We start from the raw sequence: 15,784 nt of genomic DNA, 5'->3' as shown, positions 1-15,784 counted from the left end.
CGGTCGGCGGCGTCCCCGCGCCGACTTGCGGTCCCGCCGGAACCCCCGCGTTGACTCCGCCTCCGCCCCGTATGAGACTTTCCCCGATGGTGAAATCGGCGAAATCGACCGACGGCGGGGCCGCGGAGGCCTCCCCGTCCCCCGGCACGGTGCTGCGCATCCGGGCCCTGCTGCCCTCGCTCCCGCCGGCCGAGCAGCGGGTGGCCCAGCGCATCGTCGACGATCCCGAGCGCGCCGCCGCCTCCTCCATCACCCAGCTGGCCAAGGACTGCTCGACCTCCGAGGCGACGGTGATCCGGTTCTGCCGGACCATCGACTTCTCCGGCTACCGCGAGCTGCGGCTGGCCCTGGCCACCGAGGCGGGCCAGGCGCGCGGCGCCGGGCTGAGCACCCGCGCCGCCGTCGGCGACATCGACCCCGACGACACCCTGGTCACCGTGGTGCAGAAGATCGCCTACACCGACGCCCGCGCGGTGGAGGACACCGCCGCCCAGCTGGACGTGGACGTGCTGGAGACGGTGGTGGAGGCGCTGGCCGCCGCGCGCCGCATCGACATCTACGGGGTGGGCGCCAGCGCGTTCGTCGGCGCCGACCTGCAGCAGAAGCTGCACCGGATCGGGCTGGCCTCGTTCGCCTGGGCGGACAACCACGTCATGCTGACCAGCGCGGCGCTGCTCCGGGAGGGCGACGTCGCGGTGGGCGTCTCGCACAGCGGCGCCACCATCGAGACGGTGCGGGCGCTGGCCGAGGCGCGCGCCCGCGGCGCGACCGCGGTCGCCATCACCAACTTCCCGCGCAGCCCGATCAGCGAGAGCGCCGACCACGTGCTCACCACGGCCGCCAGGGAGACCACGTACCGCTCCGGCGCCACCGCCAGCCGGCTGGCCCAGCTCACCGTGGTCGACTGCCTGTTCGTCGGGCTGGCCCAGCTGCGCTACGCCGACAGCCGCACCGCCCTGGAGACCACCTACGACGCGGTGCGCGGGCTGCGCGTCGGCGAGCGGCCCAAGGGGCGCTGACCTCGGCGCCGCCGCCGTCTCGAGCTGCGTTGGGACGGCGGCGCCGGGGTCGGCGCGGGGTCCCCGAGGGAGGACTCAGCCGCGGTCCAGCGCGGCGCCGATCAGGCCGAGCGGCGGCGCACCCAGGGAGAGCAGGGCGGCGTGGAACCGGGTGAGGGTGAAACCGGCCCCCCACTCCCGGCGGGCGCGCTCGCGCAGCGCCTGGATCTCCAGCTTGCCCCAGGTGTACCGGCCGTAGGTGGGGTCGAAGGTGGCCCGCTGCGCCTCGGAGAGCGCCGCGGTGCCGGTCAGCGCGGTGTCGGCGGAGAACCGGGCGGCCGCGTCGGCGACCGTCATCTCCCCGGTGTGCACGCCGATGGCGGCGGCCAGCCGGGTGACCCGGATCAGCGCCTCCAGCCAGACGCCGGCCTCGAAGTGCGCGGCGGTGACGGAGCCGCCGAGCGCCTCCTCGGCGTAGGCGCCGAAGCCCTCCTCCACGCACACCTCCTCCGCGTAGTGCGCCCAGCCCTCGATGAACGCGCTGGAGAAGAAGGTGCGGGCCACCGGGCCCCGGGCCCGGCGCAGCGCCCGGCCGTGCGAGTAGTGGCCCGGGGCCACCTCGTGCACGGTGATCGCGGGCAGGGTGGTGGCGCTGAACACCTCCAGCCACTCCTCCCGCTCGGCCTCGGTCCACGCCGGGTCGGGCGGGGTGATGTAGTAGTTCGTGGTGCTCTCCGACTCGGCCGGGCCGGGCCAGGAGAGCATCGCGGTCGCCCAGCGCTGGGACTCCGGCGACTCCGACACCTCCAGCTCCCCGTCGTGGAACGGGGCCAGGCCGCGCTCGGCGGTGAACGCGGTGGCCAGCCGGGTCCAGGTGCGGGCGGCCTCCAGCACGCCCTCCGGGCCGGGGTGGTCGCGGACCAGCTCCCGGGCGACCTCCAGCGGCGGGCGTCCCGGCGCGATGCGCCCGGTGGCCTCGGCGAGCCGGTCCATCAGCCGGTCCCGCTCGGCGTCGGCGCGCCCGGCCAGCCGGTCGAGGTCGACGTCGACGCCCTCGGGGGCGCCCATCAGCCGGCGCAGCGCCCCGGTGCCGAGCCGGGCGCTGGGGTCGCCGTCCCGGGCGGCCTTCTCCAGGTGGCCGACGAGGCGGTCGTGCGCGCGGAGCGCGTCGGCGCGGACGTCCTCGGGGGCGTCGGCGGGCACCCCGGCGGCGAGGCCGCGCGCGGCGGGCAGCAGCGCCTCGGCGATGGGGGCGCTCACCCGGTCCAGCGCGGCGAGCGCCGCCTCCACCGCGGCTGGCCAGGCCTCCAGGTGGCGCAGCCGGGCGGCGGCCCGCTCCGGGAGCGGGGCGTAGTCCCGGTCGTAGCAGGACAGGTCGAGCTCGTCGAGGTGGAGCAGCGGGTTGAAGCGGTGCTCCTCCAGCTCGCCCAGGGTGTAGCGGAGCGCCTCCTCCTGGATGCGCGCGTGCGCCTCCTCGTGCGGGTCGTCGAAGGCGCCTCCGGCGCCGACCCGGGCGAGCCCGGAGCGCACCCCGTCCGGGGAGAGGTCGCCGGTGGTGCCGTCGTACTCGTGCCGCCCGGCGCCCACCCGCATCTCGGGCACGCGGAGGTCGGCGATGGCGCGGAGCCGTTCCGGAAGTTCGTCCATGGCACCGGACCCTACCCGCGGCCGCGGCGGCGGAACCCGGCGGCCGCACGGCACGTCCACCCCTGTATGGACGGGAATCGAGGACCGGTGCGGCGGCGCGCGGTGCGGGCGGCTTTGGCGGCCGCGGTGCTGGGCGCGCTCGCGGCGGGGGCGGCGACGGCCTGGCTGCGGCTGTCCACGGCGGAGCTGCGCGCGGGGGTGGCCGAGACGCCGGAGCGGCCGGTCGCGCTGGTGCTGGGGGCGGGGCTGAACGACGCCGGGCGGCCGATGCCGTTCCTGGCCCGCCGGCTGGACCTGGCCGCGGAGCTGTACCACGCGGGCAAGGTCGAGGCGGTCCTGGTGAGCGGGGACAACGGCCGCGAGGAGTACAACGAGACCGACGCGATGGCCGACTACCTGGCGGCGGTGGGCGTCCCGCGGAAGAAGATCGCCTCCGACTACGCCGGGTTCAGCACCTGGGAGTCGTGCGCCCGCGCCGAGCGGGTCTTCGGCGTGGAGGCGGCGACCGTGGTCACCCAGGAGTTCCACCTGCCGCGCGCGGTGGCGCTGTGCCGGGCCGCGGGCATCGACACCCGCGGCGTCGCCGACCCGAGCTGGGGCGACTTCCCCGGCGACAGCGCCTACGGCTACGCCCGCGAGCTCCCCGCCGGCCTCAAGGCCGCCGCGGACGCGGCGTTCCGCCCCGACCCGACCTTCCCCGGCCCCCGCGAGACCACCGTCGACGAGGCGCTCTCCGCACCCCGCTGACCCCGGGCGGGACGCCTCCGGCCCCGGCCCCAAGCCGCCCCGTCCCGGGCGCGCCCGCCTCGTCGAGCTCAGGGACACCGTCTTTCCCGACCCCGGCCCCGCGCCCACCCCGTCGAGCTCCGCGTCGTCATCGCGGACCACGACGATGTTGAGCCCAGGGCTGTTGCTTTTGCCCGGCCCACCGCCCCCGCGATCCCGCACAGGACGTGCGTCCAAGGCCGGGAAAAGCAACAGCCCTGGGCTCAACAAGGTGGGCGCGGGGCCGGGGACCTGGGGAGAGCGGCGGCCCTGGGCTCAACAAGGTGGGTGTCGGGCCCGGGGCGTGTGGGGCGGACGGGTCAGCGGGGGCCGCCGAAGAGGCGGGCGAAGAGGCCGCCGGGGCCCTCCTCCCGCTGGGGGGCGGCGGGGGCGGCCGGGGCCTGCTCCTCCGGCTCCTCCTCGTCCGCGGTGTCCGCGCCGACGCCGACGTACTCCCGGAAGCCGTCCCGGTCGGCGGGCAGACCCCAGGCGGCCGCGGTCTCGCCGACGGCCGCCTCCTCCCAGGCGGAGGCGGGCAGCTCGGCGACCGCCCACAGCACCCGCAGCAGCAGGCCGGGGTCGCGCTCGTCGTCGCCGGTGTCGGCGGCCTCGATGGCCTCGGCGGCGTCCTGCGGCGCGGAGCGGGGGCCCAGCACCTCCTCCAGGGCGGAGCCGACGACCGCCGGGGCGAGCGCCCCGGCCGCGCGCAGCGCCTCGGGCAGGATCTCGGCGCGGAGCTCGGCGGCGGCCTCCCCGCAGCGGCCCAGCGCCAGGTAGCCCAGGACCACGGGGGCGGCCTCGCCCGGGTGCGGCCAGGAGTCGTCGAACAGGCCGGTGTGGCCGACCCGGGTACGGCCGTGCCGGCGCATCCGCTCCACGGCCTGGTGCGGCACCCGCTCGCCGTGCTGCATGGCCAGCGCGGAGGCGGCCGCGAACTCGGTGTAGAGGTTGCCCGAGGAGAGCTGCCCGGCGAGCGCGACGGTGGTGTCGGCGTCGGCCGGGCCGGCCAGCATGCCCAGCGCGAACAGCTCCGCGGAGAGGGGCTTGCGCCAGGATTCGCGCGCCTGCAGGGCGGCGGAGTAGGTCTCCGGTTCCGGCTCCGGCTCCAGCAGCCCGCGGCCGCGCAGGATCGCCGGCACCGCCTCGTCCCGGGCCTCGGGGAGGAAGGCCAGGATGGAGGCGGCCCACTCCGCGGTGGAGTTGAGGCCGCTCCGGTTCTCCCGCCCCTCCAGCAGGCCGACCAGGTCGGGGACGTGCGGGCGGACCGCCTCGCGGACGTCCAGCTCGGCCTTGAGCAGCGCGGCGCCGGTGTCCCGGGCGACCGCGTCGTAGCGGGCGCTCATCCGGCGGAACGCCTGCTCGTCGGGGGCGTCCTCGCGCCACTTGAGGTACTGGTCGCGCACCGCGTCGACGTCGGAGGCCGTGGCCCAGGCCACCTCGTCGGCCCACTGGCCGCCGTCCCAGGGCTCCGGGACGACCGCGGCCGGGACCGGCACCACCAGCTCGAACAGGAGGCTGAGCGCCTCGGCGGGGGCGCCGGTCGCCTCGTCGGCGGCGATCCGCGCCAGGAACGGCGCGGCCTGCGGCGCGGCCAGGTAGCCGGGGCCGGGGTGGCGCAGAATGTCGAACAGGGCGCTGACCGCGTCCATCGACCCGGTGCCGCCCGCGGCGACGGTCCGCAGCAGCTCGGGGATCCTCGCCCCCTCGTCCGGGACCAGGCCGGTCCAGTCGACGTCGTCCAACCCGCGCAGCGGCCCCCGGCCGGTGTTCTCGTCCATGGTCGCGATTATCCCCGTACCGCGGGGCCGAGCGCGACGTCCAGGACGTCCCGGGCCTCCTGCCGGGCCTCCTCGGCCACGGCGGGCCCGGGGCGGAGCACCGCGTCGCGCAGGGCCTTGGCGCTGGCGCCGACCTCGCGCAGGTAGCCGGTGGCGGTCGAGCGGGACCTGGCCCGGGAGCTGGCGTCGCCCACGCCCACCGCGTCGATCCCCGCGGCGCGGGCCAGCGCCACCGCGCGGGGCAGGTGGAACGCCTGGGTGACCATGACCGCGGCGTCCACCCCGTAGACGCCGCGGGCGCGCACGCAGCTGTCCCAGGTGCGGTAGCCGTGCGGGTCGGCGGCGACCGCCTTCTCCGGCACCCCGGCCCCGACCAGGTAGGCGGCCATGCCGTCGGTCTCGTTGCGCGAGCACGCCCGGTTGTCGCCGGAGACCAGGACCGCCTGCACCCGCCCGGCGCGGTGCAGTTCCGCGGCCAGGTCGAGGCGGCGGGCCAGCAGCGGCGACGGCCCCTGCGGCCACATCGCGGCGCCGAGCACGACCGCCACCGGGCGCTCCGGGACGTCCTCCGGTGCGAAGCGGCGGCCGGCCGCCCGCGAGTACACCCAGGCGGTGGGCGCGGCGGCGGCCAGCACCGCCCCTCCGAGGGCCAGTCCGGCCTGTCCGGCGATGCGCACGGGTCCTCCACTACGACGGTTCGGGGGGACCCCGACCCTACCGCCCCCGGCCGGGAAGGCGGTCGCGCCCGCGGGCCGCCGCCCCTACCGCCGCGGCCCCGCCCTCCTCGCCGCCGCGAGGGCGGCCGGGAGGGCGCCGGGGTCGTCGCCGGGGCGCACCACCGCCACCGGGCCCTCGCCGGGTTCGGGCGGCTCGAAGGAGTCGTGGTAGCCCGCCGCGACCTCGTCGCCGAGCCGCACCGCGTTCGCGTCTCCCCCGTCCCGGCGGCGGATCCGGTCGAGCGCCGTCTCGCGCGGCGTCGCCAGGTGGACGAGGACGGGGACCACTCCCAGGGGCGCCAGCAGCCGGCGGTAGCGGTCGCGCATCCGCCGGGACCAGAACGAGTAGTCCAGCACGACGTCGGCCCCGGCCGAGACCAGCCCGATGAGGCGGCGGCGGAGGTCGTCCTCGATGGCGGCGGCGACGCCGTCGGGGAGCGGCTGCCGCCGCCACCCCCGGTTCCAGGCCTCCTCGTCGATCGAGAGCCGCACGTGGCCGCCGGCCTCCAGCCGCCGGGCGACCGTCGTCTTGCCCGAGCCGGCCGGTCCGCACATGAAGACCACCGCCGGTCCGCCGGGCCCCGGGTCGGCCATGGGGTCCCCCTCCCGCCGTGCTCCCGCCATCATCGCCCCGGGCGGGCCTCCCGGTGAAGGCCTAGTGGATCTCCCAGAGGCGGGCCACGTCCGGGTGGGCCGAGGCGAGGCGGGCGTGCAGGGCGCGGGCCTCCTCCTCCAGGTCGGGGAGGGCGGCGTCGGAGGCGCGGCGGGCGGCGGTCTCCAGGTGGCCGAGGACCTCGGCACGGTCGGCGCCGTCGACCCAGAGGATGCGGGCCAGCAGGATGCGGGCGGTGGCCAGGCCGGAAGTGTTGCCCCGCTCCTCGTACAGGTCGAGCGCCCGGTGCACGTGGGCCAGGGCCTGCTGGAGCGGGCGGGCGTAGCGGAGCGGGACGGTGGGGTCGGCGCCCTCCCGGGCCGGGGAGACGACCGCGAGGATCTCCTCGGCCGCGGCGTGGTGGGTGCGGGCCTGCCAGCGCAGGTCGCCCTGCTCGCCGTCGTGGCCGGTGCCGCGGCCCAGGTCGGCGAAGCCGGCGGCGGCCCGGCGGAAGGTCCGCTCGGCCCCGTCGAAGTCGCGGGCGTGCACCAGCACCCGGGCCAGGGTGAGCCGGGTCCGGTTCACCCCCCACAGGTCGCCCATCCGCTCCATCAGCACGATCGCCTCGCGCAGCTGGGCCGTGCGCTCCGCGGCCGACCAGGCGCGGCGGAGCCGCCGGCCGGGGCGGCCCCCGCCCTCGGACTCGCTCCACTGCCGGCGGAGCAGCTCGCCGTCGAGCCCGCCGAGCACCCGCAGGCACTGCGCGGCGAACCAGTGCCTGCCCTGCCCGCGGAACCCCTCCAGCAGCGACTGGAGCGCGATCCAGGCGTCCAGGTGCCGGCCTCGGTCGGCGAGGATCTCGGCCAGCATGATGCGGACCTGGTCCCGCTGGGCGGTGTCGCCCTCGGCGGCGAAGGCGTCCCGGGCCCGGCGGAGCAGCCCGGCCGCCTTCTCCCGGCGGCCCAGGTCCGCGTGGAGCTGGGCCAGGTCGTACAGGGCGCGGGCGTGCCACCGGCGCTCGCCGTGCTCGGCCAGCACCGCCTCGGCGCGCTCCAGCTCCTCCTGGGCCTCGCCCAGGTCGCCCCAGCGCTGCAGGCAGACGCCGAGCGCCCGGTGGGCCCGCGCGGCCCACCGCTCGTCGGCGCCGAGCCGCTCGAAGACGAGCAGGGCGCGCCGCGCGTAGACCGCCCCCTGCTGGTAGCGGCCCCGGGCGCCGGACAGCTCGGAGGCCTCCAGCAGCGCCATGGCCAGCGCCTGCGCGTCGGCGCCGCCGTAGGCCAGGGCGAGCTGCGCCTCGACCGCCTGCTCCCACTCCTCCCAGTGGGTGCGCAGCGCCTTGCACATCTCGGCGACGGCGCGGGAGAGCCGCCACCCGGCCCCGGTGTGGCCGCCGTCGGCGGCCAGCCAGATGCAGCCCAGCAGCACCTCGCTCTCCCGGTGCAGCCAGGCGGGCGGGTTGCCGGGGGCCTCCAGGCCGAACGCGGCGGCCGCGGGGTCCGGCGGCGGGCCGGCCAGCGGCGGGGGCGGGAACCCGGGGTCGTCGCCGTGCAGCTCCGCGGCGGCGGCGCCGGCGGTCCAGGTGTAGGCCTCGACCAGCCGTCGGGCGGCGGCCGCGATCGCCTCCGGCCCCCACTCGGCCTCCGCCTCGGCGGCGGGGACGCCCAGTTCCGCCGGGCCGAGCACCACCATGGTGTCCCGGACCAGCTGGTGCATCCGGTGGCGGCGGACGCCGTCGTCGGCCCGGCCGAGCGGTTCCAGCAGGGACAGCTGGACCAGTTCGGCGAGGACCTCGGCGGCGCGCTCCCTGCCGGTGCCGAGCAGGGCGGCCGCGGCGTAGTCGGCGGCCTCCTGCATGCCGGTGCCGGCCATCCGGTGCAGCAGCCGGCGCGCCTCGGTGCCGCACAGCCGGAAGACGCCCAGGAAGGAGGCGGGGAAGCCGGTGGGGCCGAGCAGCGGGGTGCCGTGCGCGCTGCGCAGCTTGGCCAGCAGCCGCTCGGTGTCCTCCCCGGTGTGCGAGGCCAGCCGCTTGCCGCACATCTTCAGGGCGAGCGGCAGGCCGTGGCAGTGCTCGGCGACGGCCCGCCGGGCCCGGCGCTCCCGCTCGGGGTCGGCGGCGCCGGCGGGGATGGGCGCCTGCCGGTCCAGCAGTTCGACGCCCTCGTCCTCGGTGAGCCCCTCCAGGCGCACCTCGGTGGACTCGAACCCGGCGTCGTGGAACGGGCGCTTGGCGGTGACCAGGACCGCGCTGTCCGGGCTGTTCGGCAGGAGCGGCTGGACCTGGCGGGGGTCCTCGGCGTTCTCCAGCACCAGCAGCAGCCTGCGGCCCGCGGTGCGGCCCCGCCAGGCCTCCTCCAGCTGCCGGCGGGGGCCGCGCGGGGTGTCCCCGGAGGCGCCGAGCAGCTCCTCCAGCAGGGCGTGCACCGAGCGCGGCCGGGCGGCGGCCGGGGCCGGGGCGGTCCGGTCGCCGCGCAGCCGGGGGAACCTGCGGGGCAGCACGTCGAGCATGCGCTGCCAGGTCCCGCGGGCGCCGGCCCCCTCCTCCCCGTCGGTCCCGGCGGCCCCGGCGTCCTCGCCGTCGGCGCTGGTGCCGCTGGTCAGGTCGGCCCAGCGGACCCCGTCGGGGAAGCGGTCGGCGGTCTCCCGCGCGACCAGGTTGGCCAGCTGGCTCTTGCCGGTGCCGGGCGCCCCGGTCACCACCACGACCAGCGGGGGCCGCTGCGGTCCGGGCCGGCGCCACCAGCGGGCCCGGTCCAGGGCGCCGCGCCAGCCGGGGCGGGGGAACGCCCGGAGCAGCCGCCGCATCTCCTCCCGCTGCTCCCGGTAGCCGACGAAGTGCGGTTCGGGGTGGAGCAGGTTGTCGCCGTGGCCCTCCCGCCAGAACGGCTCGGCGGCGGCGCCCTTTCCGGCGCGGCCGCCGCGGAACGCGTCCCGGGCGATGAACGGCAGCTGGGCCAGGGCGCCGATGACCACCAGGCCCCAGATCGCCTCGTTGGGCAGCCATTCCAGCAGGTCCGGCGCGTTCTGCAGCACGGTCGCCGCGATGGAGAGCAGCCCCCAGGCCCCCAGTACCGCGAGGTGCGCACGGCGCTTCCGCTCGGTGCGCGGGGCGGGGCTCCGATCGGGCTGGGGGTCGGCCCGTTCCGTCATGCGCTCCATCCGTCCATGGTCCGGTCGCCGGAAACCGGCCGGGGGTCCGGCTCGTATCGTGCCCCCGATGCTCTCAGAGACACCGGGGCGGCGGCTCCCCGATCTTCTGTCCGGTATCTCAGACGCACGGTTCGCTGTTTTTGCAGGTCAGCGAATTTTCAGGTGTCCACATGGTGTCCTGGGCCACACTGCGGGCAATTCGCCGCAAAACCGGCCTCGAAGATGGGGCCCTACATCACCCCAGCTCATCACGTACGGCCGGAGGGCTGTCCGCCTCCGGCCACGCCGTGGAGGTTCCATGACCCCCTCTTCCCGGCCGACCCCGCCGGCGCGCGCGCAGACCCGCCGCGGCGGGGCCCGGTTCGCCGCCGCCACCCTCACCGGCCTGGTCTTCTTCCTGCTCCCGATCCGGGTGGGCGGCGAGTGGACCATCCCCTTCGACCTGCTGGTGAACCTGATCAAGGAGGGGGCGCCGACCGCGGTGCGGCTCTACGCGGCGGCCGCGACCGTCGCGGCCGCGCTGCTCACCCTCGCCGCCGCGGCGGTCCGCCGGCGGGACGGCGGCCGGCCGGCGCTCCTCGGCCACTTCGCCACCGGCCCGGTCTTCACCGTGCTGCGCACGGCCGGCGCGGTGCTCGCGGTGATGGTGGTCGCCGGGGTCGGCCCGGCCGCCGTACTGGACGAAGGCGTCGGCCCGCTGATCTTCGAGAGCGTGGTGCTCTCGGTGGCGGTCATCGTCCCGATCGGCGCGGTCTTCGTGTCGCTGCTGGTCTCCTACGGCGGGCTGGAGTTCATCGGCACCCTGGCCCGGCCGGTGATGCGCCCGGTGTTCAAGGTCCCCGGGCGGGGCGCGCTGGACGCGCTGGCGTCGTTCGTCGGGTCGTACTCCATCGGCCTGTACGTGACCAACCGGATGTACCTGGAGGGCCGGTACACCACCCGCGAGGCGGCCACCATCGCCACCTGCTTCAGCAGCGTCAGCCTGGGCTTCTTCGCGGTGGTCGCGGCCACCCTGGACCTGATGCCGTACTTCCCGGTCATCGTCGGCTCGGTGCTGCTGCTCTCGGTGCTGCTCTCCGCGCTCCTGGTGCGGATCCCGCCGCTGTCCCGGCTCCCCGACGACTACCTGGGCGAGGGCGCGCCGGAGCCGGAGCCGGAGCGGCCGCTGCTCCGCGCCGCGCTGCGCAGCGCGCTGGAGCGGGCCCGGAACGCCGAGGGCGTGGGCCGGGAATGCGCGCGCAGCTTCGCCGAGGGCGTGCGGCTGGCGCTGGTCATCCTGCCCAGCATCATGGCGGTGGGCACCGCGGCGATCCTCATCGCGCAGCACACCCCGCTCTTCGACTGGCTGGGCCGCCCGCTGGAGCCGGTGATCGCGCTGCTGGGCGTCCCCGACCCCGAGGTGGTGGCGCCCGCCTCCCTGGTCGGGATTAGCGAAATGTTCCTGCCCGCCCTGCTCGGCGCGGGCGCGGCGGTGGAGGCGAAGTTCTTCATCGCGGTGCTCTCGCTGACCCAGCTCCTGTTCTTCTCCGCCACCATCCCGCTGCTGCTGGAACTGGACGTCCCGGTCCGGCTGCGCGACTGCATCGCGCTCTTCCTGCTCCGCACGGCCGTTTCCATCCCGCTCGTCGCGCTCATCACCCACATCGTGTTCTGAACGGGCCTCCGGGTGCCGGTTCCGGCCGCGAACAGGTGGATTGTCCGCTCCTTCCGGTAGAAAAGAACCGTAGGCGGCCGGATACGCGGTGTTCCCCCGCCGCGGCCGGCCGGCCCGCGCGCCTGGAGTTGAGGAGGCCCATGCCCCAGCTGGCCATCGACGCGACGTGTCTTCCTCAGTACGACAAACTCGACGGGCCGACGCGCGAGCGGCTCCGCGCGGTCACCCGGAAGTTCCGCGAGTTGTCCTGGGAGGCCCTGGTCGCCCACCCCGACCTGCGGATCCGCCCGCTGCCGCACGGCCAGGACCCGCGGATCAGGACGTTCCGGCTCAGCGACACCTGGACCGGCGTCATGCTCGCCCCCGAGTCCGGCGAGACGTTCCTCCTGGTGCACCTGCTGCCCAAGGAGAACGCGGAGAGCTGGGCGTCCGACCAGCGGCACGACGTGAACAGCGTGATGGGCACCCTGGAGCGGCGGAACGCGACCGCCCTCGCCCCGGTGGTGTCGGCGGAGCCCCCCGCCCCGCCGCACCCGGCCGCCGCGGACTCCGGGGCGGGGACCGCCCCCGCCGGGGCGCCCGCCGCCGCGGTGAACGGAGCGGCCGCCGCCCCCCGGACCGGCGGGGCGCCCGCCGGCGCCGCGGGCGCCCCGGCCGTCCGGGACCCGGGGCCGGAGCTCGGCGGCGGGCCGTTCGACGGGGTGACCGACCGGGACCTGGAGCGGCTCGGCGTGGACCCGGAGATCCGCGGGTTCTGCCGGTCCCTCAAGGACGCCGCCGAGCTGCGCGCCTGGCGGCCGGCGCTCCCCCAGGACCAGTACGAGGTGCTCACCGCGCTGGCCGAGGGCCACTCGGTGCAGCGGGTGCTGCAGGAGGTGGTGGCGCCGCGGCGGCCGCGGATCGGCGCGGTCGCCGCCGACGACTACGACACCGCGATCCGGCACACCCGGGAGCGGGTCATCGTGGTCGGCGACGACCAGGAGGTCGAGGACGTCCTGGCCGGGGAGTTCAACGCCTGGCGGGTCTTCCTCCACCCCAAGCAGCGCGACCTGGCCTACCGGGCGCACTTCAGCGGCCCGGCCAAGGTCTCCGGCGGGCCCGGCACCGGCAAGACGGTGGTCGCCCTGCACCGGGTGAAGTTCCTCGCCGAGCACCTGCCGCTGGACGGCCGGGTGCTGCTCACCAGCTTCACCAACGCCCTGGTGGAATCGCTCAAGCGCAACCTGGCGCTGCTCCTCCCGGACGAGATCCTGGACGACGTGGACGTGGTCACCACCGACAAGCTCGCCCTGGACGTGGTCAAGGAGGCCCGGCCGGACGTCCGGCTGCGCACCGACACCCGCGGCCTGTTCGCCAACATCGCCCGCCAGCACCGGCTGGACTTCCCCCCGGACTTCCTCTACTCGGAGTACCGGCACGTGGTGATGGCGCAGGGCATCGGCACCCTGGAGGGGTACCTGGACCCGGACGCCCGGCGCGGCCGCACCGCGCCGCTCGACGCCGACCGGCGGCGCGCGGTGTGGCACGCGATCAGCGAGGCGCGGGCGAGGATGCGCACCGGGCGCGCGCTGGCCGCCGAGGAGATCCACGCCGAGGCCGCCCGGCTGCTCGCCGAGCGGGGCGAGAAGCCCTACACCAACCTGGTCGTGGACGAGGCCCAGGACCTGCACCCGATGCAGTGGCGCACGCTGCGCGCCGCGGTCGCCCGCGGCCCCAACGACATGTTCATCACCGGCGACAACCGGCAGCGCATCTACGACAACACCGTCTCCTTCAAGCAGCTGGGCATCGGCGTGGTGGGCCGCTCCTACCCGCTGCGGGTCAACTACCGCACCACCGAGGAGATCCTCGGCTGGGCCGACGGGATCATCCGCGGCCGGGTGCCGAACGAGCTCGGCGAGGCCGCGCCGGAGCCGCCCGGCTCGGTGCGGTGCGTGCTGAGCGGGCCGCAGCCGGAGGTGCGCGGCGCCGCCGACGAACCGGACGAGCTGGACGCCCTGGCCGAGCGGGTGCGCGGCTGGCTCGCCGAGGGCATCGCCCCCGGCGACGTCTGCGTGACCGCCCGGACCAACCGGCTGCGCGACTCCGTCGCCGCGCACCTGCGGGCCCGGGCGCTGCCCGCGGCGATCTTCAACCCCGGCCGGCACTCGGTCACCGACGAGGCGGGCTCGGTGCGGGTCACCACCATGCACGGGGTCAAGGGGCTGGAGTTCCGCGCGGTGGCGGTCACCGGGGCCACCGCCTCGGCGCTCCCGCTGATGGACCACGTGACCTCCCCCGACATCGACGAGAACCAGCACCGCGCCGACCTGGACGCGCAGCGCTCCCTGCTCTATGTGGCCTGCACCCGGGCCCGGGAGCGGCTCTATGTCAGCTGGCACGGCGACCCCAGCCCCTTCCTGCCCTGATCCCCGCCCCGGGGCGCGGTGTCCCGGGCGGCGGTGTCCCGGGCGGCGCGCACCAGCTCGGCGATCTGGGCCGGGTGGCGCAGGTCGCTCCAGGTGAAGCGGAGCAGGACCAACCGCTCCGGGGCGACGCCGATCCGGTTCTGCCGGCCCCGGTCGGTGTAGAGCGCGTCGGGCAGCGAGTGCGCGCCGCGGCCGTCGGCCTCGGCGACCACCCCCCAGCTCGGCCAGGCCAGGTCGGCGTGGCCGGCCAGGCCGCCGTCCGCGGCGTGCACCGGGTACTGCAGGGCCTCCGGGGCGATGCCGGCGTCGACGCAGACCAGCCGGAGCCGGGTCTCGAAGGTGCTCTGCGCGCGGCCGTCGCACTCCTCCCACCAGGCGCGGCTGCGCGGCGCCCCGGCCCGGCCGGCGTTGGCGTCGCGCAGCCCGGGCAGGTCGCCCGGGTCGACCAGGCCCTGCTGCAGGGCGGAGTCCAGGACGCTGACCGCGGTGTGCCGGTCGGTGAGCAGGGCGGTGTCGCGCAGGGTCCGGCCGGGGGTGGTGAGCCGGATGCCGTACCGCAGGGTGACCTCGCCGGCCGGCACGTCCCAGCCGTGCAGCCGGACGCCGGTGGCGGTGCCGCGGCCGCGCCCGGGGACGCTGAGGTGGACGTGCTCGAAGCCGGGGCCGGGGACCGGGCCCTGCATCTCCCACAGCCGGGCGGCGGTGGGGCCGGCGACCACCGCGCGCGGCCCGTAGACCAGCTGGGCGGCCTTGACCCGGGCGGCGAGCGGGGGCGGCCCGCCGCGGACGTAGTACACCCCCGGGCGGAGGATCCGCCAGCGCCGGGCGCGCACCAGGGCGCCGACGCGGCCGGCGCTCAGCCCGGACCGGAGGGCCTGGTCGCGGCCGAGCACGCCGTGCTGGGCCGCGGCGAGGCCGAGGGCGGCGGAGAGGCCGGGCGGGGACGGGTACGGGAGTTCTGCCATGGCCCCATCCGACCCCGCCGCACCGCCCCGGCGCGAGGCCCTCTCCGGACCTGTGGACGGCCCGCTGTGCACAGGGCCTGTGGACGGGGGCCTGTGGACGGCCGGGTGATCCCGTACCCGGCGCCCAGTAGGCTCCAGGGCCATGATCTCAACCGTTCGGGACCTGTTCTCCGGAGCCGCGATCCTCCTCCGCGGCGCGGGGATCGTGCTCCGCCGCCCCAAGCTGTTCTTCCTCGGCGCGATCCCGCCGCTCTTCACTTCGCTGCTGTTCGTCGCCGCGCTGGTGGCGCTGCTGGCCAACATCGACGACCTGTCCGCCTGGATCACCCCGTTCGCCGACGGCTGGGACGAGGGCTGGCGCGCCACGATGCGGGTGACCGCCGGCGTGGTGCTGGTCGCCGGAACGGTGCTGCTGATGGTGGTCGGGTTCACCGGGCTCACCCTGGCGCTGGGCGCGCCGCTGTACGACCTGATCGCCGAGGCGGTCGAGGACGAGCTGGGCGACGCGCCCCCGGAGTCCGAGGAGCCGCTGATCTCCTCCATGGCCCGGTCGATCCGGCAGTCGCTGGTGATCGTGGCGATCACCGCGCTGGTGTCGCTGCCACTGCTCCTCGCCGGTTTCATCCCGGTGGTGGGGCAGACCGTGATCCCGGTGGTCTCCGCGCTGTTCGGCGGGTGGATGCTCGGCATGGAGCTGGTCGGCACGGCGTTCGACCGCCGCGGGCTGATCCGGCTGGGCGACCGCCGCCGGGCCATGGCCGGGCACAAGGCGCTCTCCCTGGGCTTCGCCGTCCCGTGCTACCTGCTGCTGGCCGTTCCGTTCGTGGCGGTGCTGGTGTTCCCGGCGGCCACCGCCGGCGGAACGATCCTGACCCGGCGGCTGGTCCCGGCCTCCCGGCCCTCCGGGCCGGCCGCGCCCCCGCACCCCGGCGGCCCCTACGGCGCACCGCCCCAGGGGCCCTACGGCGGCCCGCCGCAGGACCCGTACGGCGGTCCTCCGCAGGGGCCGTACAACGGTCCGGCCCAGGGGCCGCAGGGCCCGTACGGCGGCCCTGGCGCGCCCCGCGGCGGCCCTTACGGCCCCCGCTAGGCGCCCCGCCGGGCAGGGGCGGTG

11 protein-coding genes are annotated in these 15,784 nt (G+C 76.9%); 5 read left to right on the top strand and 6 right to left on the bottom strand.

From position 1 onward, the window contains the following. The first annotated feature begins 86 nt into the window (after nt 1–86). Nucleotides 87–1,019 carry a MurR/RpiR family transcriptional regulator gene (locus tag D459_RS0119875; protein WP_017594755.1) on the top strand — a complete coding sequence of 311 codons (933 nt, stop codon included), beginning with the start codon at nt 87–89 and terminating at the stop codon, nt 1,017–1,019. Nucleotides 1,020–1,094: 75 nt separating this feature from the next. On the opposite strand, the gene D459_RS0119870 is transcribed toward D459_RS0119875, so the two are convergent. After that, a complete protein-coding gene (locus D459_RS0119870) occupies nt 1,095–2,645 on the bottom strand; it encodes a DUF885 family protein (protein ID WP_017594754.1) in 1,551 nt (516 codons plus the stop codon). Between the two features lie 66 nt (nt 2,646–2,711). Between D459_RS0119870 and D459_RS0119865 the strand changes: the two genes are divergently transcribed. Then, entirely contained in the window at nt 2,712–3,392 is a 681-nt protein-coding gene (locus tag D459_RS0119865; RefSeq protein ID WP_026120572.1) for a SanA/YdcF family protein, read from the top strand. A 338-nt stretch (nt 3,393–3,730) separates the two neighbouring features. Here the strand turns inward: D459_RS0119865 and D459_RS0119860 are convergent, their stop codons facing one another. The 4 genes from D459_RS0119860 to D459_RS37385 form a co-directional block, all read right to left on the bottom strand. Further along, a complete protein-coding gene (locus D459_RS0119860; protein ID WP_017594752.1) occupies nt 3,731–5,188 on the bottom strand; it encodes a hypothetical protein in 1,458 nt (485 codons plus the stop codon). An 8-nt stretch (nt 5,189–5,196) separates the two neighbouring features. Then, nucleotides 5,197–5,865, bottom strand: a complete 669-nt coding sequence (locus tag D459_RS0119855) for a SanA/YdcF family protein (protein ID WP_017594751.1) — start codon at nt 5,863–5,865, stop codon at nt 5,197–5,199. Between the two features lie 84 nt (nt 5,866–5,949). Then, complete coding sequence (locus D459_RS32215; protein WP_017594750.1) at nt 5,950–6,498, bottom strand: AAA family ATPase; 549 nt, start codon at nt 6,496–6,498, stop codon at nt 5,950–5,952. A gap of 61 nt (nt 6,499–6,559) precedes the next feature. Next, on the bottom strand, nt 6,560–9,652 hold the full coding sequence (locus tag D459_RS37385; RefSeq protein WP_152523048.1) for an NB-ARC domain-containing protein: 3,093 nt from the start codon (nt 9,650–9,652) through the stop codon (nt 6,560–6,562). A 289-nt stretch (nt 9,653–9,941) separates the two neighbouring features. Between D459_RS37385 and D459_RS0119840 the strand changes: the two genes are divergently transcribed. Together D459_RS0119840 and D459_RS0119835 are read left to right on the top strand one after the other, a co-directional pair. Continuing rightward, entirely contained in the window at nt 9,942–11,297 is a 1,356-nt protein-coding gene (locus D459_RS0119840) for a YjiH family protein (RefSeq protein ID WP_017594749.1), read from the top strand. Between the two features lie 140 nt (nt 11,298–11,437). Continuing rightward, on the top strand, nt 11,438–13,705 hold the full coding sequence (locus D459_RS0119835) for a 3'-5' exonuclease (protein WP_017594748.1): 2,268 nt from the start codon (nt 11,438–11,440) through the stop codon (nt 13,703–13,705). On the opposite strand, the gene D459_RS32210 is transcribed toward D459_RS0119835, so the two are convergent. Further along, nucleotides 13,663–14,670, bottom strand: coding sequence for a hypothetical protein (locus tag D459_RS32210; RefSeq protein WP_017594747.1), 1,008 nt, complete (start codon nt 14,668–14,670; stop codon nt 13,663–13,665). The two genes, D459_RS0119835 and D459_RS32210, sit on opposite strands and share 43 nt — an antisense overlap. A gap of 142 nt (nt 14,671–14,812) precedes the next feature. Here D459_RS32210 and D459_RS0119825 point away from each other — a divergent pair, with 142 nt between their 5' ends. Then, nucleotides 14,813–15,760, top strand: a complete 948-nt coding sequence (locus D459_RS0119825) for an EI24 domain-containing protein (RefSeq protein WP_017594746.1) — start codon at nt 14,813–14,815, stop codon at nt 15,758–15,760. Nucleotides 15,761–15,784: the final 24 nt, after the last annotated feature.

The organism is Nocardiopsis potens DSM 45234, from assembly GCF_000341105.1.
Classification (GTDB): Bacteria; Actinomycetota; Actinomycetes; order Streptosporangiales; family Streptosporangiaceae; genus Nocardiopsis_A; species Nocardiopsis_A potens.
This window is presented reverse-complemented; position numbering and strand designations above follow the sequence as displayed.

Excerpts from the sequence above, each read along its gene's own strand:
- D459_RS0119875 (WP_017594755.1), top strand. The coding sequence starts at position 87 with ATGGTGAAATCGGCGAAATCGACCGACGGCGGGGCCGCGGAGGCCTCC.
- D459_RS0119870 (WP_017594754.1), bottom strand. The coding sequence starts at position 2,645 with ATGGACGAACTTCCGGAACGGCTCCGCGCCATCGCCGACCTCCGCGTG.
- D459_RS0119865 (WP_026120572.1), top strand. The coding sequence starts at position 2,712 with ATGGACGGGAATCGAGGACCGGTGCGGCGGCGCGCGGTGCGGGCGGCT.
- D459_RS0119860 (WP_017594752.1), bottom strand. The coding sequence starts at position 5,188 with ATGGACGAGAACACCGGCCGGGGGCCGCTGCGCGGGTTGGACGACGTC.
- D459_RS32215 (WP_017594750.1), bottom strand. The coding sequence starts at position 6,498 with ATGGCCGACCCGGGGCCCGGCGGACCGGCGGTGGTCTTCATGTGCGGA.
- D459_RS37385 (WP_152523048.1), bottom strand. The coding sequence starts at position 9,652 with ATGGAGCGCATGACGGAACGGGCCGACCCCCAGCCCGATCGGAGCCCC.
- D459_RS0119840 (WP_017594749.1), top strand. The coding sequence starts at position 9,942 with ATGACCCCCTCTTCCCGGCCGACCCCGCCGGCGCGCGCGCAGACCCGC.
- D459_RS0119835 (WP_017594748.1), top strand. The coding sequence starts at position 11,438 with ATGCCCCAGCTGGCCATCGACGCGACGTGTCTTCCTCAGTACGACAAA.
- D459_RS32210 (WP_017594747.1), bottom strand. The coding sequence starts at position 14,670 with ATGGCAGAACTCCCGTACCCGTCCCCGCCCGGCCTCTCCGCCGCCCTC.
- D459_RS0119825 (WP_017594746.1), top strand. The coding sequence starts at position 14,813 with ATGATCTCAACCGTTCGGGACCTGTTCTCCGGAGCCGCGATCCTCCTC.